The sequence below is a fragment of the Mycobacterium branderi genome, from assembly GCF_010728725.1.
GTDB classification, from domain to species: Bacteria; Actinomycetota; Actinomycetes; order Mycobacteriales; family Mycobacteriaceae; genus Mycobacterium; species Mycobacterium branderi.
In genome coordinates, this window is sequence record NZ_AP022606.1 from 113,205 (window position 1) to 131,021 (window position 17,817).

At 66.5% G+C, this 17,817-nt stretch carries 21 protein-coding genes; 18 read left to right on the forward strand and 3 right to left on the reverse strand.

What is annotated here, in order from left to right; genetic code table 11:
- The first annotated feature begins 3 nt into the window (after positions 1–3).
- From G6N47_RS00775 to G6N47_RS00785, 3 genes are read left to right on the forward strand one after another with little or no spacing between them, the layout of a single operon-like run.
- Entirely contained in the window at positions 4–1,242 is a 1,239-nt protein-coding gene (locus G6N47_RS00775) for an acyl-CoA dehydrogenase family protein (protein ID WP_083129759.1), read from the forward strand.
- Between the two features lie 14 nt (positions 1,243–1,256).
- The gene (locus tag G6N47_RS00780) at positions 1,257–2,216 is read left to right on the forward strand and encodes a phosphotransferase family protein (protein ID WP_232080292.1); all 960 of its coding nucleotides are present in this window, start codon (positions 1,257–1,259) and stop codon (positions 2,214–2,216) included.
- Positions 2,213–2,548, forward strand: coding sequence for a DUF6285 domain-containing protein (locus G6N47_RS00785; RefSeq protein ID WP_083129761.1), 336 nt, complete (start codon positions 2,213–2,215; stop codon positions 2,546–2,548). The genes G6N47_RS00780 and G6N47_RS00785 overlap by 4 nt, the downstream gene beginning before the upstream one ends.
- Here the strand turns inward: G6N47_RS00785 and G6N47_RS00790 are convergent.
- Both G6N47_RS00790 and thiI read right to left on the reverse strand, forming a co-directional pair.
- Positions 2,545–3,252, reverse strand: coding sequence for a hypothetical protein (locus G6N47_RS00790; RefSeq protein ID WP_139799293.1), 708 nt, complete (start codon positions 3,250–3,252; stop codon positions 2,545–2,547). The two genes, G6N47_RS00785 and G6N47_RS00790, sit on opposite strands and share 4 nt — an antisense overlap.
- Positions 3,249–4,496 (reverse strand): tRNA uracil 4-sulfurtransferase ThiI, encoded by a 1,248-nt coding sequence (gene thiI, locus G6N47_RS00795; protein WP_083130453.1) that lies wholly within the window; start codon positions 4,494–4,496, stop codon positions 3,249–3,251. Before thiI ends, G6N47_RS00790 begins: the two co-directional genes overlap by 4 nt.
- A 256-nt stretch (positions 4,497–4,752) precedes the next feature.
- Between thiI and G6N47_RS00800 the strand changes: the two genes are divergently transcribed.
- Positions 4,753–5,214, forward strand: coding sequence for an Hsp20/alpha crystallin family protein (locus tag G6N47_RS00800; RefSeq protein ID WP_139799294.1), 462 nt, complete (start codon positions 4,753–4,755; stop codon positions 5,212–5,214).
- A gap of 177 nt (positions 5,215–5,391) precedes the next feature.
- Here G6N47_RS00800 and G6N47_RS00805 read toward each other — a convergent pair whose 3' ends face one another.
- Positions 5,392–5,826 (reverse strand): Hsp20/alpha crystallin family protein, encoded by a 435-nt coding sequence (locus G6N47_RS00805; protein ID WP_083129762.1) that lies wholly within the window; start codon positions 5,824–5,826, stop codon positions 5,392–5,394.
- Positions 5,827–5,986: 160 nt separating this feature from the next.
- On the opposite strand from G6N47_RS00805, the gene G6N47_RS00810 reads away from it, so the two are divergent.
- The 14 genes from G6N47_RS00810 (at position 5,987) to nuoK (ending at position 17,813) form a co-directional block, all read left to right on the forward strand.
- Complete coding sequence (locus G6N47_RS00810) at positions 5,987–6,388, forward strand: nuclear transport factor 2 family protein (RefSeq protein ID WP_083129763.1); 402 nt, start codon at positions 5,987–5,989, stop codon at positions 6,386–6,388.
- Positions 6,389–6,459: 71 nt separating this feature from the next.
- Positions 6,460–6,993, forward strand: a complete 534-nt coding sequence (locus G6N47_RS00815; RefSeq protein WP_083129764.1) for a YceI family protein — start codon at positions 6,460–6,462, stop codon at positions 6,991–6,993.
- A 10-nt stretch (positions 6,994–7,003) separates the two neighbouring features.
- Complete coding sequence (locus G6N47_RS00820) at positions 7,004–7,405, forward strand: Rv3143 family two-component system response regulator (protein WP_083129765.1); 402 nt, start codon at positions 7,004–7,006, stop codon at positions 7,403–7,405.
- Positions 7,406–7,589: 184 nt separating this feature from the next.
- Positions 7,590–7,967, forward strand: coding sequence for an NADH-quinone oxidoreductase subunit A (locus G6N47_RS00825; RefSeq protein WP_083129766.1), 378 nt, complete (start codon positions 7,590–7,592; stop codon positions 7,965–7,967).
- Positions 7,968–7,975: 8 nt separating this feature from the next.
- The gene (locus G6N47_RS00830) at positions 7,976–8,530 is read left to right on the forward strand and encodes a NuoB/complex I 20 kDa subunit family protein (protein ID WP_083129767.1); all 555 of its coding nucleotides are present in this window, start codon (positions 7,976–7,978) and stop codon (positions 8,528–8,530) included.
- Positions 8,527–9,213, forward strand: coding sequence for an NADH-quinone oxidoreductase subunit C (locus tag G6N47_RS00835; protein WP_083129768.1), 687 nt, complete (start codon positions 8,527–8,529; stop codon positions 9,211–9,213). Before G6N47_RS00830 ends, G6N47_RS00835 begins: the two co-directional genes overlap by 4 nt.
- A complete protein-coding gene (gene nuoD / locus G6N47_RS00840; protein ID WP_083129769.1) occupies positions 9,213–10,514 on the forward strand; it encodes an NADH dehydrogenase (quinone) subunit D in 1,302 nt (433 codons plus the stop codon). The genes G6N47_RS00835 and nuoD overlap by 1 nt, the downstream gene beginning before the upstream one ends.
- The gene (gene nuoE, locus G6N47_RS00845) at positions 10,511–11,266 is read left to right on the forward strand and encodes an NADH-quinone oxidoreductase subunit NuoE (protein ID WP_083129770.1); all 756 of its coding nucleotides are present in this window, start codon (positions 10,511–10,513) and stop codon (positions 11,264–11,266) included. Before nuoD ends, nuoE begins: the two co-directional genes overlap by 4 nt.
- Positions 11,263–12,588 (forward strand): NADH-quinone oxidoreductase subunit NuoF, encoded by a 1,326-nt coding sequence (gene nuoF / locus G6N47_RS00850; protein ID WP_083129771.1) that lies wholly within the window; start codon positions 11,263–11,265, stop codon positions 12,586–12,588. Before nuoE ends, nuoF begins: the two co-directional genes overlap by 4 nt.
- 49 nt (positions 12,589–12,637) lie before the next feature.
- Complete coding sequence (locus tag G6N47_RS00855; protein ID WP_083129772.1) at positions 12,638–15,025, forward strand: NADH-quinone oxidoreductase subunit G; 2,388 nt, start codon at positions 12,638–12,640, stop codon at positions 15,023–15,025.
- Positions 15,022–16,248 (forward strand): NADH-quinone oxidoreductase subunit NuoH, encoded by a 1,227-nt coding sequence (gene nuoH / locus G6N47_RS00860; RefSeq protein WP_083129773.1) that lies wholly within the window; start codon positions 15,022–15,024, stop codon positions 16,246–16,248. Before G6N47_RS00855 ends, nuoH begins: the two co-directional genes overlap by 4 nt.
- Positions 16,238–16,765 (forward strand): NADH-quinone oxidoreductase subunit NuoI, encoded by a 528-nt coding sequence (gene nuoI, locus G6N47_RS00865; protein WP_083129774.1) that lies wholly within the window; start codon positions 16,238–16,240, stop codon positions 16,763–16,765. Before nuoH ends, nuoI begins: the two co-directional genes overlap by 11 nt.
- Complete coding sequence (locus G6N47_RS00870; protein WP_083129775.1) at positions 16,762–17,517, forward strand: NADH-quinone oxidoreductase subunit J; 756 nt, start codon at positions 16,762–16,764, stop codon at positions 17,515–17,517. The genes nuoI and G6N47_RS00870 overlap by 4 nt, the downstream gene beginning before the upstream one ends.
- A complete protein-coding gene (nuoK, locus tag G6N47_RS00875; protein ID WP_083129776.1) occupies positions 17,514–17,813 on the forward strand; it encodes an NADH-quinone oxidoreductase subunit NuoK in 300 nt (99 codons plus the stop codon). The genes G6N47_RS00870 and nuoK overlap by 4 nt, the downstream gene beginning before the upstream one ends.
- Positions 17,814–17,817: the final 4 nt, after the last annotated feature.

Sequence of the window (17,817 nt, forward strand, 5' to 3'; positions counted from 1 at the left end):
AGAGTGGATTTCACACTGCCCGAACATCTTCCGCGGCTGCTGGCCGAGATGGACGCCTTCATCGAGGCCGAAATCGCGCCGCTCCAAGCCGAGAACATGAAGTACTTCGACCATCGTCGAGAACACGCCCGGACCGACTGGGATAACGGCGGCATCCCGCGCCGCGACTGGGAGGACCTGCTCGCCGAGATGCGCCGGCGGGCGGACAAGGCGGGCTGGCTGCGCTACGGGCTGCCGTCCTCGCTGGGCGGGCGCGACGGGACCAACCTGGACATGGCTGTCATTCGGGAACACCTGGCCGCCAAGGGCCTTGGCCTGCACAACGACCTGCAGGACGAGTCGTCGATCGTCGGCAACTTCCCGCAGGTCATCATGATGGAGCGGTTCGGCACGGACGCGCAGCGCCGGGACTGGTCGGAGGCACTGATCACCGGGGAACGTTCGATGGCCTTCGGGCTCACCGAACCAGCGCACGGCTCCGACGCCACCTGGCTGGAGACCCGTGCCCAACGCGACCGCGACGGCTGGGTGATCAACGGCGCCAAACGGTTCAACACCGGCGTGCACCGCGCCACCCACGACCTGGTCTTCGCCCGTACCTCCGGTGAGCCCGGCCAGGCCACCGGCATCACCGCGTTCCTGGTGCCCACGGATGCGTCAGGGTTTCGAGTCCCCTTCTACTGGTGGACGTTCAACATGCCCAGTGACCACGGCGAAGTCGAGCTCAAGGACGTCCGGGTGCCCGACGACGCCGTCCTGGGCGAGGTTGACCGCGGTTTGGAGGTTGCGCAGACCTTCTTGCACGAGAACCGGATTCGGCAAGCCGCCAGCAGCCTGGGCGCCGCCCAATACTGCATCGACCGCGCCGCCGACTATGCCGGCAAGCGCACCGTGTTCGGCAAGCCGCTCTCGGTCAACCAGGCGGTGCAGTGGCCGCTGGCCGAGTTGCAAACCGAGGCTCAAATGGTGCGGTTGCTGGTGTATTACGCGGCCTGGCACCTCGACCGCAACCACCACCTCGAGGTCTCCGACAAGGTATCGATGGCCAACTATCGCGCCAACAGGCTGGTGTGCGACGCCGCCGACCGCGCCATGCAGATCTTCGGCGGACTCGGCTACACCCGCCACGAGCCGTTCGAACACATCTACCGCCACCACCGCCGCTACCGGATCACCGAGGGCGCCGAGGAGATCCAGATCCGCCGAGTAGCCCAGCGGCTGTTCAAGTTCGGCAAGAAGTGACCGACGTCCGGGAGTTGTCCGCGGCGCTGGCCCGAGTCGTCGGGGCGGAACTGGACGCCGACGTCACGATCGAGAACCTGCGGACACTGACCGGTGGAGCCAGCCGCAGCACGTGGGCGTTCGACGCCGTCGCACCCGACGCGCGCCGCTCACTGATCCTGCGCATCGGGCCGCCCGACGACGTGCATGCCCCGATGGAGCTCGAGGCCCACGTTCAGGCCACCGCGGCGGCCGCCGGCGCGCCCGTCCCCCACATCCTAGTGGCCTCTAATTCTACCGCGGCGCTGGGCAATCCGTTTCTGATCTGCGACGAGGTCAAGGGCGAGACGATCGTGCGCCGCATCGAGCGCCAACTGGACGACGACGGTCGTGAACGGCTGCTGGGCCAATGCGCGCAGGCGCTCGCGGCCATCCACCGGGCCGAGGCGCGACACCCAACGTTGCAGACCCAGGACCAACTCGGCGAGTGGCGCGACCGGCTCGACGCCATGGGCGACACCACCGCCACCTTCGAGTGGGCGTTTCGCTGGCTTTATGCACATCGGCCAGCGCCGTCACCGACTCGGCTGGTGCACGGCGACTACCGGATGGGCAACCTCATTGTCGACGGATCCGACCTGGCTGCCGTACTCGACTGGGAACTCGTGCATTTCGGCGAAGTGTATGAGGACCTGGCCTGGTTTTGCATCCGCGCCTGGCGGTTCGGCGCGCCGGCCAGCCGAGCCGCCGGCGGACTGGGCAGCATCGACAGCTTTCTTCGCGCCTACGAGCGGGCGAGCGGGACTGCGGTCGACCGCAACGCGTTTCACTGGTGGCTGGTGCTGGCGACCCTGCGCTGGGGTGTCATCTGCCGCTACCAGGCCGAGCGGCACCTGAGCGGACAGACCCGGTCGGTGGAGCTGGCCGCGATCGGCCGGCGGGTCTGTGAAACCGAATGGGACCTGCTCACCCTGCTCGACGGGGCTGCGTCGTGACCGGCCCCCACGGCCGTCCCACCGCGGCCGAACTGGTCGCCGCGGTCGCCGAGTTTCTGGAAACCCATGTGCGGGAGGCAACTACCGGGCAAGTCAACTTCCACGCCCGCGTGGCCGCCAACGCGTTGCGTATCGTCGAGCGCGAACTGCTCGTCGGCTCCGACACAACCGTCTCCGAGGCGCTGGCAGCTCTCGGCTTCGCCGACGAAGCGCAGCTGGCGGCCGCCATCCGGGCCGGTGAACTAGACAAGGACACCGAGAAGGTGATGGCATGTCTGCGGACGCTGGTCGGGCATCGGCTAGCAGTTGCCCATCCCGGCTACGACCGCTAATTGTCGCTAAAAGGCTTCTGCCGCACCGCAGTAACGCGGTAACACTCGACGAAGTCGCCGTAGCCGCACGTTTCGGCCAGCGCCAGCTCGCCTTCCCGGTCGACTTCCTCGAGGTCGTCCATCCATTGGCGCACGTACACCGCGCCGGTCTGGGGCGCCGCCGGCAAGGCTTGCTGCGCAGCGCGCAACCGGCTAAGACAGCGAATGTACTGCTCGGCCAGCGTCAACCGATGAACTCCGGTAACCAAATCGATTGCCTCACCGGCCCATAACCGCACCATGCGGCGATAGGCGGTAATTTCTTCACCCGGTAGACCCGCGTCGCTGAGCACGAAACGGGCTTTGCCGACCTCGGCCAACAACTCGGCACGCCTTCGTTTCAGATTCTCCCGCGACGAAAGCAAATCCGCTCCGATCCGGTCTCCGGCGGTCGGGTCAGCGGGCCTGGTCGTGGTTGGCGGATGTATCGCGAGGCCGACGTCGACGCGTGCCCAGTCGCCGAAACTCTCTGCCCACAGGCCGAACTCGCCGATGGCGACGTTGAGCTCGGCGCGGTGAGAGTCGAGGTGCGCGGCGAATTTGCTTCGCCCCTTGGCCCTCATCAACTGTGACGCCTCGACGGCTGCCTGTGTGAACGCGCCGTGCGCCGCGACCAGAGCGCAAATCTGGTCTCGGCCGCGCCGCTTGCTATCGATGTCTCTCACTGGTCCTTTACCGCGGTAGTTGCGTCGTGCATCGCCATGGTCGAAGCGCTTCCCCCGCAGGAATCGAGATCGAATTCTTGGACGTGGCTCAACACATTATCGACCAGCTCGTCAAGGTCGGCGCGAGCCTCGATCTCCGCGAGTCGCCCGGCGTCGCTGTAGGTGGCCACCCGCCGGGGTTGGAAAAGCTGACAGCAGTCCTGATGCGGCAGCGCGGCGATGTCGGCGGTGCCGATCCGTCGTGCCTCCTCCAGAATCTCGAGCTTGTCGAAGGCGAGCAGCGGCCGCAGCACGGGCAAGCCCGCGGCCTGATCCGTGGCCGCCAAATTCGACAAGGTTTGACTGGCCACCTGCCCCAAGCTGTCACCGGTGACCAGGGCCTGCGCGCCGATACGGCGGGCCAGCGCGTCGGCCAGGCGAAGATACAACCGTCGCTGCGCCACAATTTGCGCCTGGCCGGCCCCGCTGGTGGCCAAGGTGCGCTGGGCGCGTCCAACGGCTGCCACGTACAGACGCGAACCGGGCTGGAACCGGCTCAGCTGACGCGCCAGCGCATAGGCCTTGTACGTCGACGTCGCATCGGTGTATGGGGCGCCCGTGCAGTGAAGGAAATCGCAGCGCAGTCCGCGACGCAATGCGCGGTAGGCGGCGACGGGCGAGTCGATGCCGCCGGAGAGCAGCACGAGTGCGTGACCGCTCGACCCGACCGGCAACCCGCCCTGACCGCGGTGCCGCTTTACGCCGAGGAAGATTTCGCGCCGGTCCACCTCCACCGTCAGCTCCACGTCCGGGTGGTTCAGGTCGACCGGCCAGCCGAGCTCGGCGCATACCTCGGCTCCGATGCGGGCGGCCAGCTGCTCCGAGGTCAAGCTGAAACGCCGGTCCCGCCGCCGGCAGCGCACTGCGAAACTCGGTTTCGACGGCTCGGAGATGTGCTCCCGCAGTAGCCGCACTGCGGCAACCTGTGCCACCGCAGCTGATTTGGCCACCCGCCACATCGGTTGCACGACGCTGATGCCGATCACGTCACGGCTCCGCGCGACCACATCCGCCTGGGACAAGGTTGGGGAGGAAACCACCATGACCCCGCTGCGCCGGCGTAATCGCACCTGCGGAGCCGGTTCGTATCCGCGGGCCAGGGCGTACCTGAGGTTGCGGAGCAGGTGCCGCTCGAACCACTCCCGGTTGCCGCGTTTGAGCGCCAACTCCCCGTACTTCAGCAATACGCAGGGCTCGACGCCCAGTCGGTTTGCGGTCGAAGTTCGGCTGACCGCAACCGAGTCAGAAGAGGCTGACGTCATTCTTCTGGAATGCCCACATTCGACACGATGTTACCAACGGTCCACTGTCGCGGTGTCGGGTCCGCTCCGGCCGGACGAGCCTAGGGGCCTGCTGCCGTCGACGCCGGCCGTTGCGCGTACTTGCATGAGTTTACGGGCTGTGATATTAAAAAATTATGTCATCAGACACAAATTATCTAAGCTGACAGCGAGGCAAGAGATGGTGTTAGTACGCACAGATTCGGCCCGCGAACTGGACTGGCTCACCCGGCAGGTGTTAGGCACCACTGCCATGCCGATGGACGCCTGGCGAGATGGCGAACAGTTCATCATCGAATTGGATTTGCCCGGGATGAAGGCGGATTCGCTCGATCTCAGCATCGAGCGCAACGTGCTCACCATCCGTGCCGAGCGGCCCGGCATCGACCAGGATCGAGAGGTGCTCTCCGCGGAATGCCCGCGCGGTGCATTCAGCCGTCAACTGATCCTTGACGACAACCTCGACACGGACCAGATTGCCGCCAGCTACCGCAACGGCGTGTTGCGGTTGACCGCTCCGGTATCCGCACAGGCCAAACCGCGGCGTATCCAGATCAACCGCGATGGCGTCAAACCCCGCGTTCAAGGCTTGGCGGCCGGCAGACGAGAGCCGTTGTGGCGACGCGTATTGCGTCGCCGGTAATCCGCTCCGTCAGCCGGCCCACTGTTGGACCGGCCGACGAGAAGCACGAGAAGCAGCCAAAAGCGCTGTGCCGCACCGCCTCACGTCACAGCGCGGTGATCTGATCGCCTCCCCAACCACCCGCAGCGGATGAGCCGTCCGCGCCAGCTCGCGCGGACGGCTTCCAACTGACCGGCGTCAGGCGGCGCTGATGGCTTGCTGAGCGCCTGACTGGATAGCGATCTTGCGTGGCTTGGCTTGTTCTGCCACCGGGACTGTCAGCCGCAGTACCCCGTCGGTGTAGTCGGCGCTGATGGCGTCGGTGTTCAGCTGGTCGCCAAGGAACAGCTGTCGGCTGAACACCCCGTGCGGGCGTTCTGCGGTCACCCAGTCGTGCCCCTCCTCGCCTGCGTAGGGGCGCTCGGCCTTGACCGTCAGCGCGTCGTGATCCACGGTGATGTCGATCGAGTCTGGCTTGATGCCCGGCAAATCGAGCTCCACGACGTACGTGTCGCCGTCACGCCAGACATCCATCGGCATCACCGCCGGACGCGTGGCGGTACCGGCCGTGTTGCCCCATAGCTGTTGGGTCAGTCGGTCCAGGTCACGGAACAGTGGTTCAAACCTCAGCATCGTTACCACCTCCTTGCATCTCCAAGGATCTGTTTTTGTCACCATAGAAAACTTGCTATTGGCGAGCCATATTCCCGATGGCGGAAAATTTTCGCCGCCCAGCCGGGGTACGGTCGTGGCTGCGCAGCTTGGTACCACCCGAAGCGACCCAGGACCTGCCATGCCCTCTGCCGACGCCGCCACCATCACCGCGGTGGCCGACCAACTGTTCACGGCGATCGAGAACAGCGACACGGCGACGGTGGCCCGGCTGTGGAGTGACGACATCGCGGTCTGGCGAGTCGGGGCCAGCCGCGATCGCGACAAGGTGCGGGCGCTGCGTGTCATCGACTGGTTCGTCGGCGCGACCGCACGGCGCCGCTACGAGATCCTGGATCGCCAGCTGTTCGCCGACGGATTCGTCCAGCAGCACATCCTGCATGCCACCGGCCACAACGGCGGCTCCATCGCCATGCGGGTGTGCATCGTGATTAAGTTGGAGAGCTCCCCTGGTTCTCAAACCCTGATCAGCCGTATCGATGAGTACTTCGACCCAGCCGAACTGGCCCCGCTGCTGGGTTAGCGGGCAACGGAGGTACCGATGACTCGCGTCGGCGACGATGCAGAACGACGTGATGAGGAGGAGCGGCGCCGATGACCACCGTGGAAACGCTGCTGAGCGATCCGGACACCGCCGGGGTGTGGAATCTGGTTCCGGACCGCTCGAGCTTCACCTTCAAGATCAGGAACTTCTGGGGCCTGATGAACGTCAAGGGCCAGTTCACCGACGTCAGCGCCGACGGGCAGGTCACCGGCAAAGGCGCGGTCTTCGGCCGCCTCGACATCCAGACGGCGTCGCTGAGCACCGGTATCCGCAAACGCGACGAGCACCTGCGCTCGGCCGACTTCTTCGACGTCGAGCGTTTCCCGGAGATGAGCGTGGTCGTCACCGCCATAGCGCCCACCACCGGCAACGCCGCCGACTTGCGGGCCACCTTCACCATCAAGGGGATCACTGAGCCGCTGCCATTGCCGGTCGAGATCACCGTGCTCGGCGACGGCTCGGTGCGCATCACCGCGAAGGTCAAGATCGACCGGGCGCAGTTCGGCCTGGGCTGGAATCGGCTTGGGATGATCGGTAAGGCTGCGACGGCGTCGGCCGACGCCTGCTTCGTCCGCGCGAAGTAGCATCTGCATCGTGCCCGCCACCACCGACGCTCTGCGGATCCTCGTCTACAGCAACAATGCGAAAACCCGCCAGGATGTGATGCTGGCACTCGGCAAGCGGGTCCACCCCGACCTGCCCGAGCTGAGCTATGTCGAGGTGGCGACCGGGCCGATGGTGATCAAACAGGTCGACGCCGGCAGCATCGACCTGGCCATTCTCGATGGGGAGGCCACGCCGGAAGGCGGGATGGGCATCGCCAAGCAGCTCAAGGACGAGGTCGCGCAGTGCCCGCCGATCGTGGTGCTCACCGGGCGCCTCGACGATGCTTGGCTGGCCAGCTGGTCGCGCGCCGAGGCCGCCGTCCCGCATCCGGTCGACCCGATTGAGCTGGGCCGCACGGTGGCGGGCCTGCTGCGCACGCCAGTCTCCTGACCCTTCGCAAGAAAACGCGAATCACCTTAGCGCCGTGGCTTTTTCGCGGTACCGCTGAAGCGTGTGCAGATCCTTGACCGGTTGTGGCCGAGGTCACATCCGAACCCGTGAGCGGAGCCACACACATCATCGCTAGGCTGTGGTTGAAGTCACAGGAGACAGCCAGGAGGAGCAGCGCCGCGCGATGAATCTCTACACGCCGATCCTGGTGCTCGGGGGGATCGCCGCCGCTTTCGCGATCTTCTCGGTGGCGGTGGCATTGGTGGTGGGCCCGTCGCGGTACAACCGGTCCAAGCTGGAGGCCTACGAGTGCGGGATCGAACCCGCCCACCAGCCGGCAAACGCTCCGCACGCCGGCAGCGGACAGCGGTTCCCGGTCAAGTACTACCTGACCGCGATGCTGTTCATCGTCTTCGACATCGAAATCGTGTTCCTGTATCCGTGGGCGGTCAGCTACGACGCGCTGGGCGTGTTCGCGCTCGTCGAGATGGTGGTGTTCATGCTCACGGTGTTCGTCGCCTATGCGTACGTGTGGCGCCGCGGCGGCCTGACGTGGGATTGAGGTAGGGCGTGGGCCTGGAAGAGAAACTGCCCAGCGGTTTCCTGCTGACCACCGTCGAGCGACTGGCGGGGTATTTCCGGAAGAACTCGTTGTGGCCGGCGACATTCGGATTGGCGTGCTGCGCCATCGAGATGATGTCGACGGCGTCGCCGCGGTTCGACATCGCGCGCTTCGGGATGGAGCGCTTCTCCGCGACGCCGCGGCAGGCCGACCTGATGATCGTCGCCGGTCGGGTCAGCCAGAAGATGGCGCCGGTGCTGCGCCAGATCTACGACCAGATGGCCGAACCGAAATGGGTGCTGGCGATGGGTGTGTGCGCGTCGTCGGGCGGGATGTTCAACAACTACGCGATCGTGCAGGGTGTGGACCACGTCGTGCCGGTCGACATCTACCTGCCCGGCTGCCCGCCGCGTCCGGAGATGCTGCTGTACGCAATCCTCAAGCTGCACGAGAAGATTCAGCAAATGCCGTTGGGTGTTGACCGGGAGCGCGCCATCGCCGAAGCCGAAGAGGCCGCGCTGGCGGCCAGGCCCACGATCGAGATGCGCGGACTGTTGCGATGAGCTCATCCGACAAGCACACAGGCGAAGAAGTGATCGACGTCCGGCGTGGCATGTTCGGGGTGTCGGACACCGGTGACACGTCGGGATACGGGCGGCTGGTGCGGCAGGTGACGCTGCCCGGCAGCAGCCCACGGCCCTACGGCGGCTATTTCGACGACGTGGTCGACCAACTGGCTGAGGCGTTGCAGGCCAACGGGATCGAATTCGCCGACGCGATCGAAAAGGTCGTGGTCTACCGCGATGAACTGACCCTGCACGTGCGCCGTGAGATGCTGCCGCAGGTCGCGCAGCGGCTGCGCGACGAGCCGGGGCTGCGCTTCGAGCTGTGCCTGGGCGTCAACGGCGTGCACTACCCGCACGAAACCGACCGCGAGCTGCACGCGGTGTACCCGCTGAAATCGATCACCCACAACCGTCGCGTCCGACTGGAAGTGGCTGCGCCGGATGCTGATCCGCACATCCCGTCGCTGTTTTCGATCTATCCCACCAACGACTGGCACGAACGGGAGACCTACGACTTCTTCGGCATCATCTTCGACGGCCACCCGTCGCTGACCCGCATCGAGATGCCCGACGACTGGCACGGCCATCCGCAGCGCAAGGACTACCCGCTGGGCGGCATCCCGGTCGAATACAAGGGCGCGCAGATTCCCCCGCCCGACGAGCGGAGGTCCTACAACTGATGAGCGAAACCGGCGAAACCGTCTTGATGGCCGGCGGCCAAGATTGGGAGAAGGTCATCGAAGCCGCCCGCAGCGGGGATCCCGGTGACCGCATCGTCGTCAACATGGGTCCCCAGCACCCCTCCACACATGGTGTGTTGCGGCTGATCCTGGAGATCGAGGGCGAGACGGTCACCGAGGCCAGGTGCGGAATCGGCTACCTGCACACCGGAATCGAGAAGAACCTCGAATACCGGTACTGGACCCAGGGCGTCACCTTCGTGACCCGAATGGATTACCTGTCACCGTTTTTCAACGAGACCGTATTCTGCCTGGGCGTCGAGAAGCTGCTCGGCATCACCGATGCGATCCCGGAGCGGGTCAACGTCATCCGGGTGATGATGATGGAACTCAACCGGATTTCGTCGCACCTAGTGGCATTGGCAACCGGCGGCATGGAACTGGGCGCGATGACGGCGATGTTCCTCGGCTTCCGGGAACGCGAACTGGTGCTCAACCTGTTCGAGTCCATCACCGGTTTGCGGATGAACCACAACTACATTCGCCCCGGCGGGCTGGCCCAGGACCTGCCGCCGAACGCGGAGAGCGAGATCGCCGACTTTCTGAAGTTGATGAGCCGTCGGCTCAACGACCTGGAGAACCTGCTCAACGAAAACTACATCTGGAAGGCCCGCACCCAGGGCATCGGCTACCTCGACCTCGCGGGCTGCATGGCGCTGGGCATCACCGGCCCGGTGCTGCGCTCGACGGGGTTGCCGCACGACCTGCGGCGTGCGGAGCCGTACTGCGGCTACGAGAACTACGAATTCGACGTGATCACCGACGACGGCTGTGATGCCTACGGCCGGTACATGATTCGCGTCAAGGAGATGAGGGAGTCGCTGAAGATCGTCGAGCAGTGTCTGGACAAACTCAAGCCCGGCCCGATTAGGGTCGAGGACCGCAAGATCGCCTGGCCCGCCGACCTGAAGGTCGGGCCCGACGGCCTGGGTAACTCACCGGAGCACATCGCCAAGATCATGGGCAGCTCGATGGAAGCGCTGATCCACCACTTCAAACTGGTCACCGAGGGCATCCGGGTTCCCGCCGGCCAGGTCTACGTCGCGGTCGAATCACCGCGCGGCGAGCTGGGTGTGCACATGGTGTCCGACGGCGGCACCCGCCCATACCGGGTGCACTACCGGGACCCGTCGTTCACCAACCTTCAGGCCGTCGCCGCGATGTGCGAGGGCGGCATGGTCGCCGACGTGATCGCCGCGGTCGCCAGCCTTGATCCGGTCATGGGTGGGGTCGACCGATGACGGGGCCACAGGGCGAGCCGGTGTTCCTCCACCTCGGTCCGCCGCCGGAGGAGCCCGGACAGTTCGTGGTGGAGGGTGCCCCCGAGTCATACCCGCCGGATGTCAAGGCGCGGTTGGAGGTTGACGCCAAAGAGATCATCGGCCGCTACCCCAACGGACGTTCGGCGTTGCTGCCGCTGCTGCACCTCGTGCAATCCGAGGACTCCTATTTGACGCCGGCGGGTTTGGAGTTCTGCGGCGAGCAGCTCGGACTGACCGGCGCCGAGGTGGCGGCGGTCGCGAGCTTCTACACGATGTATCGCCGCGGACCCACCGGCGACTATCTCGTCGGCGTCTGCACCAACACGCTGTGTGCGGTGATGGGCGGCGACGCGATCTTCGAGTCGCTCAAAGAACACCTCGGCATCGACAACGACCAGACCACCGAGGACGGCAAAGTCACGCTGCAGCACGTGGAATGCAACGCCGCCTGCGACTACGCCCCAGTCGTGATGGTCAACTGGGAGTTCTTCGACAACCAAACACCCGACTCCGCACGGGAACTCGTCGACGGGCTGCGCTCCGGCAAGCCGCCACGGCCGACCCGTGGCGCCGAGCTGTGTCCGTTCCGGCAGACCGAGCGGATCCTGGCGGGCTTTCCCGACCAGCGTCCCGACGACGGTCAGGGCGGCGCGGGCGCGGCCACGTTGGCCGGTCTGCGGGTCGCCCAGGAACGCGACATGCAGGCACCACCGACTGGGGACGGTGAATGATGGCCGCCCCCGTGCGTTTGACTCCGGTGCTCAGCCGCTACTGGGACGACCCCGAGTCGTGGACTCTTGACACCTACCGCCGCCACGACGGCTACCGCGCGCTGCAGAAGGCCCTCGAGATGGAGCCCGATGCGGTGCTGCAGACGGTCAAGGACTCGGGGTTACGTGGCCGCGGCGGTGCGGGTTTCGCGACCGGAACCAAGTGGTCGTTCATCCCCCAGGGCGACGAAGGGCCGGCCGCCAAGCCGCACTATCTGGTGGTCAACGCCGACGAATCCGAGCCGGGCACATGCAAAGACATGCCGCTGATGCTGGCCACCCCGCATGTGTTGATCGAGGGCAGCATCATCGCCGCCTACGCAATCCGGGCCAGCCATGCGTTCATCTACGTGCGCGGCGAGGTGCTGCCGGTGATACGCCGGCTGCACAACGCGGTCGCCGAGGCTTATGCCGCAGGCTTTTTGGGCCGCGATATCGCCGGCTCCGGCTACGACCTGGAGTTGGTGGTACACGCCGGCGCAGGCGCCTACATCTGCGGCGAGGAGACCGCGCTGCTCGATTCGCTGGAGGGCCGCCGCGGCCAGCCGCGGCTGCGTCCGCCCTTCCCGGCGGTATCGGGGCTGTACGCCTGCCCGACGGTGATCAACAACGTCGAAACCATCGCCAGCGTGCCGCCCATCATCCTCAACGGCGTCGACTGGTTCCGCTCGATGGGCAGCGACAAATCGCCTGGCTTCACGCTGTATTCGCTGTCCGGCCACGTGACCCGGCCGGGGCAATACGAAGCGCCGCTGGGGATCACGCTGCGTGAGTTGCTCGACTACGCCGGCGGGGTCCGCAAGGGGCATCGGCTGAAGTTCTGGACGCCGGGCGGGTCGTCGACCCCGATCCTCACCGACGAGCACCTCGACGTGCCATTGGACTACGAGGGCGTCGGCGAGGCCGGCTCGATGCTGGGCACCAAGGCGCTGGAGATCTTCGACGAGACGACGTGCGTGGTGCGTGCGGTGCGGCGCTGGACCGAGTTCTACAAGCACGAGTCCTGCGGTAAGTGCACGCCGTGTCGGGAGGGAACCTTCTGGCTGGACAAGATCTACGCCAGGCTGGAGACCGGCAAGGGCACCGCCGAGGATCTGGACAAGCTGTTCGACATCTCCGACACGATTTTGGGTAAGTCGTTCTGCGCCTTGGGCGATGGCGCGGCCAGCCCGGTGATGTCGTCGCTGAAATACTTCCGCGACGAGTACGTCGCGCACGTCGAGGGCGGCGGCTGTCCCTTCGACCCCCGCGAGTCCATGCTCACGAACGGAGCCGATGCGTGACACGCGCCGGCGACGATGCAGAGCGCAGCGATGAGGAGGAGCGGCGCCAATGACCCAGGCGGCCGACAGCAAGACCGGCGTGGCCCCGGAGATGGTGACGCTGACCATCGACGGCACCGAGATCAGTGTCCCCAAGGGCACCTTGGTGATTCGCGCCGCCGAACTGATGGGCATCCAGATCCCGCGGTTCTGCGACCACCCGCTGCTCGACCCGGTCGGCGCGTGCCGGCAATGCCTGGTCGAGATCGAAGGCCAACGTAAACCGATGGCGTCGTGCACCATTGCGGTGACCGACGACATGGTGGTGCGCACCCAGTTCACCTCCGAAGCCGCCGACAAGGCGCAGCACGGGGTGATGGAACTGCTGCTGATCAACCATCCGCTGGACTGCCCGATGTGCGACAAGGGCGGCGAATGCCCGCTGCAGAACCAGGCAATGTCCAACGGGCGGGCCGACTCCCGCTACACCGACGCCAAGCGCCGCTTCGCCAAGCCGATCAATATCTCCTCGCAGGTGTTGCTGGACCGAGAGCGCTGCATCCTGTGCGCCCGGTGCACGCGGTTTTCCGAGCAGATCGCCGGCGACCCGTTCATCGACATGTTGGAGCGCGGCGCGCTGCAGCAGGTCGGCATCTACGCCAACGAGCCCTTCGAGTCGTACTTTTCGGGCAACACGGTGCAGATCTGCCCGGTGGGCGCGCTGACTGGCACCGCGTACCGGTTCAGGGCCCGCCCGTATGACTTGGTGTCGAGCCCGAGCGTGTGCGAGCACTGCGCATCCGGCTGCGCGCAGCGCACCGACCACCGCCGCGGCAAGGTGCTGCGCCGGCTGGCCGGCGACGACCCGGAAGTCAACGAGGAGTGGAACTGCGACAAGGGCCGGTGGGCGTTCACCTACGCAACCCAGCCGGACCGGATCACCACTCCCCTAGTACGCAACGCCGACGGAGAGCTGGTACCCGCATCCTGGCCGGAGGCGCTCGCCGCCGCGGTCAACGGGCTCTCCGATGTCCGCACGGGCGTGCTGGTCGGTGGCCGGATGACCTGGGAAGACGCCTACGCCTACGCCAAGTTCGCGCGAATCGCGTTGGGCACCAACGACATCGACTTCCGGGCCCGGCCGCATTCGAGCGAAGAGGCCGAGTTCCTGGCGGCCCGGGTCGCCGGCCGCCCGGTCAGCGTCAGCTACACCGATCTGGAATTGGCGCCGGTGGTGCTGCTGGTCGGGTTCGAGCCCGAGGACGAGTCGCCGATCGTGTTCTTGCGGCTGCGCAAGGCCGCCCGCAAGCACCGGCTGCCGGTCTACGCGGTGGCGCCGTTCGCCAGCCGCGGGCTGGAGCGGATGAAGGGCACGCTCCTCAAGACCGTGCCCGGCGGCGAAGTGGCGGCGCTCGAGGGGCTGAGCGACGAAATTGGTGAGCTGCTGCGCAAACCCGGCGCGGTGATCGTCGTCGGGGAACGGCTGGCCACCGTGCCGGGCGGATTGTCGGCGGCGTCCCGACTGGCCGATACCACCGGTGCGCGGCTGGCGTGGGTGCCGCGTCGCGCCGGAGAACGCGGGGCGTTGGAGGCCGGCGCGCTGGGCGCACTGCTGCCCGGTGGCCGCCCGGTGTCTGACGAGGGTGCGCGCTCGCAGGTGTGCGCGGCGTGGCACGTCGCCGAATTGCCTTCTGCTCCTGGGCGAGACACCGACGGCATCCTGGCCGCAGCCGCGGACGGGACGCTGGGTGCTTTGCTGGTCGGCGGTGTGGAGCCGGGCGATCTGGCCGACCCGGACGCGGCGCTGGCCGCGCTGGACACCGCGGGCTTCGTGGTCAGCCTGGAGCTGCGGCACAGCGCGGTCACCGAACGCGCCGACGTGGTGTTCCCGATCGCGCCGGCGGCGGAGAAGTCCGGCACCTATGTCAACTGGGAGGGCCGCTACCGCGCCTTCCCCGTCGCGCTACAACAAGGCGCCACACCGGATCTGCGGGTGCTCGACGCGCTGGCCGACGAGATGGGCGTCGACCTCGGTCTGCCGACCGTCGAGGCGGCCCGCGCGGAGTTGAGCCAACTCGGCAGCTGGGACGGTGAACGCGCAGGCTGCCCGACGGTTGCGGCGACGCCGCCTGAGCAGCCGGGTTCGGGTGAGGCGGTGCTGACCGGGTGGCGGATGCTGCTCGACGCCGGCCGCATGCAGGACGGCGAGCCGCACCTGGCCGGCACGGCGCGGGCCCCCGTGGTGCGGTTGTCGGCCGACACCGCGGCCGAAATCGGCGCAGCCGAAGGCGATCCGGTCACCGTCAGCACGTCGCGCGGGGCGATCACGTTGCCGCTGGTGATCACCGACATGCCCGAGCGGGTGGTGTGGCTGCCGCTGAACTCGCCGGGTTCGGCGGTGCACCGGCAGTTGGGCGTGACGGCCGGCGAAGTCGTCAGAATCGGGGTGAGCTCATGACCGGCTTCGGGCACGATACGTGGTGGCTGATCGCCGCCAAGGCGGTCGCGGTCTTCGTCTTCCTGGTCCTGACAGTGCTGGCCGCGATCCTGCTCGAACGGAAGTTGTTGGGCCGCATGCAGTTGCGCTGGGGACCCAACCGGGTCGGCCCCCGCGGGTCCCTGCAGAGCCTGGCCGACGGGATCAAGCTGGCCCTGAAAGAGGCGATCATGCCCGTCGGCGTCGACCGACCGGTTTACCTGCTGGCCCCGATCATCTCGACTATCCCGGCGATCACCGCTTTCGCGTTCATCCCGTTCGGTCCCGAGGTGTCGGTGTTCGGTCATCGGACCATGCTGCAACTCACCGATCTACCTGTCGCGGTGTTGTTCATCCTGGCGCTGTCGTCGATCGGCGTGTACGGCATCGTGCTGGCGGGCTGGGCGTCCGGCTCGACCTATCCGCTGCTGGGCGGCGTGCGCTCCACCGCCCAGGTGATCTCGTACGAAGTCGCGATGGGCCTGTCGTTCGCGACGGTGTTCCTCTACGCCGGAACGATGTCGACATCGCGGATCGTGGCCGCCCAAGACCGCGTCTGGTTCGTCTTCCTGCTGCTGCCGTCGTTCCTGGTGTACCTGGTGTCGATGGTCGGTGAAACCAACCGGGCCCCATTCGATTTGCCCGAGGCCGAAGGCGAACTGGTCGCCGGCTTTCACACCGAGTACTCGTCGCTGCCGTTCGCGATGTTCTACCTCGCCGAATACATCAACATGACCACGGTGTCGGCGTTGGCCGCGACCCTGTTCTTCGGCGGATGGCACGCGCCGTGGCCGCTGAACATGTGGGCGGGCGCGAACAGCGGCTGGTTCCCGTTGATCTGGTTCACGGCCAAGGTCTGGACGTTCCTGTTCGTCTACTTCTGGTTGCGGGCCACGCTGCCGCGGCTACGCTACGACCAGTTCATGGCCCTGGGCTGGAAGACCCTGATCCCGGTGTCGCTGCTGTGGGTGATGATCGCCGCGGTCATCCGCACCCTGCGCAACAACGGCCTCGAGCACTGGACCGCCGTGCTGGTGATCGCCAGCGCCGTCACCGCCGTCGGCCTGCTGCTCTATCTGCGAAGACCGCTGTCCGGCTTGGAAACTCGTCCGGAGGAAGCGCCGGAGCCGGCTGCGGAACCGGCATTCCCGACGCCGCCGCTGCCGGACAAGGCGCCGACCAAGGAGGGCGCACGTGCCAGCTAAGTTCCTGGAGTCCATCGCCGGGTTCGGCGTGACGCTCGGCGCGATGTTCAAACGGCCGATCACCGAGGAATATCCCGAGAAGCCCGGCCCGGTGGCGCCGCGGTATCACGGCCGCCATCAGCTCAACCGGTATCCGGACGGCTTGGAGAAGTGCATCGGCTGCGAACTGTGTGCCTGGGCGTGCCCGGCCGACGCCATCTACGTCGAGGGCGCCGATAATACTGAGGAAGAACGGTATTCGCCCGGCGAACGCTACGGGCGGGTGTACCAGATCAACTACCTGCGCTGCATCGGCTGCGGCTTGTGCGTGGAGGCTTGTCCCACCCGGGCGTTGACGATGACCAACGACTACGAGATGGCCGACGACAACCGCGCCGACCTGATCTACGAGAAGGACCGACTGCTGGCGCCGCTGGAACCGGGAATGCAGCCGCCGCCGCATCCCCGGGCGCCGGGTACCACCGATGCCGACTACTACCGCGGCAACGTCAAACCCATAGCCGAGGCCAGCCAATGACCACGCTGCTGGCTGAGGGGATCGCCCGGACATCCACCGGTGAGGCGGTAATGTTCTGGGTCCTCGGCGCGCTGGCGCTCATCGGCGCGCTGGGGGTGGTGATGGCCGCCAACGCCGTGTATTCCGCGATGTTTTTGGCGATGACGATGATCATCCTCGCGGTGTTCTACATGGCACAGGACGCGCTGTTTCTGGGCGTGGTCCAAGTGGTGGTCTACACCGGCGCGGTGATGATGCTCTTCCTGTTCGTGCTGATGCTGATCGGCGTGGATTCTGCTGAGTCACTGGTGGAAACCATTCGCGGACAACGGGTTGCCGCGGTGGTGGCCGGCATCGGATTCGGCGTTCTGCTGATCGCCGGCATCGGCGGTGTGGCCCTCGGCGGGTTCACCGGGCTGACCCAGGCCAACGCCGGCGGCAACGTCCAAGGACTGGCCGCCCTGATCTTCTCCCGCTACCTGTGGGCGTTCGAGCTGACCAGCGCGCTGCTGATCACCGCCGCCGTCGGGGCGATGGTGCTGGCGCACCGCGAGCGGTTCGAACGCCGAAAGACCCAGCGCGAGTTGTCGATCGAGCGCTTCCGCAGCGGCGGATACCCGACACCGCTGCCCGGTCCCGGCGTATACGCCCGCCACAACGCGGTCGACATGGCCGCGCTGCTGCCCGACGGGTCGTTCTCGAAACTCTCGGTGCCCCCGGTTCTGCAGCAGCGGACGGTCGGCAACGGTTCCGAGCAGGACGGTGCCCAGTGAATCCCGCGAATTACCTGTATCTTTCGGCGCTGCTGTTCACGATCGGGGCGGCCGGTGTGTTGCTGCGGCGCAACGCGATCGTGATGTTCATGTGCGTCGAGCTGATGCTCAACGCGGTCAATCTGGCGTTCGTCACCTTCGCCCGGATGCACGGTCGGCTCGACGGCCAGATGGTGGCGTTCTTCACGATGGTGGTCGCCGCCTGCGAAGTCGTGGTCGGACTGGCCATCATCATGACGATCTTCCGTGCCCGCAGGTCGGCTTCGGTCGACGACGCCAACCTCCTCAAGGGCTGAAACC

Coding starts and splice junctions, on each gene's coding strand:
- G6N47_RS00800 (WP_139799294.1), top strand. CDS start 4,753: ATGGTGTTAGTACGCACAGATTCGGCCCGCGAACTGGACTGGCTCACC.
- G6N47_RS00805 (WP_083129762.1), bottom strand. CDS start 5,826: ATGCTGAGGTTTGAACCACTGTTCCGTGACCTGGACCGACTGACCCAA.
- G6N47_RS00810 (WP_083129763.1), top strand. CDS start 5,987: ATGCCCTCTGCCGACGCCGCCACCATCACCGCGGTGGCCGACCAACTG.
- G6N47_RS00815 (WP_083129764.1), top strand. CDS start 6,460: ATGACCACCGTGGAAACGCTGCTGAGCGATCCGGACACCGCCGGGGTG.
- G6N47_RS00825 (WP_083129766.1), top strand. CDS start 7,590: ATGAATCTCTACACGCCGATCCTGGTGCTCGGGGGGATCGCCGCCGCT.
- G6N47_RS00835 (WP_083129768.1), top strand. CDS start 8,527: ATGAGCTCATCCGACAAGCACACAGGCGAAGAAGTGATCGACGTCCGG.
- nuoD (WP_083129769.1), top strand. CDS start 9,213: ATGAGCGAAACCGGCGAAACCGTCTTGATGGCCGGCGGCCAAGATTGG.
- nuoE (WP_083129770.1), top strand. CDS start 10,511: ATGACGGGGCCACAGGGCGAGCCGGTGTTCCTCCACCTCGGTCCGCCG.
- nuoF (WP_083129771.1), top strand. CDS start 11,263: ATGATGGCCGCCCCCGTGCGTTTGACTCCGGTGCTCAGCCGCTACTGG.
- G6N47_RS00855 (WP_083129772.1), top strand. CDS start 12,638: ATGACCCAGGCGGCCGACAGCAAGACCGGCGTGGCCCCGGAGATGGTG.
- nuoH (WP_083129773.1), top strand. CDS start 15,022: ATGACCGGCTTCGGGCACGATACGTGGTGGCTGATCGCCGCCAAGGCG.
- G6N47_RS00870 (WP_083129775.1), top strand. CDS start 16,762: ATGACCACGCTGCTGGCTGAGGGGATCGCCCGGACATCCACCGGTGAG.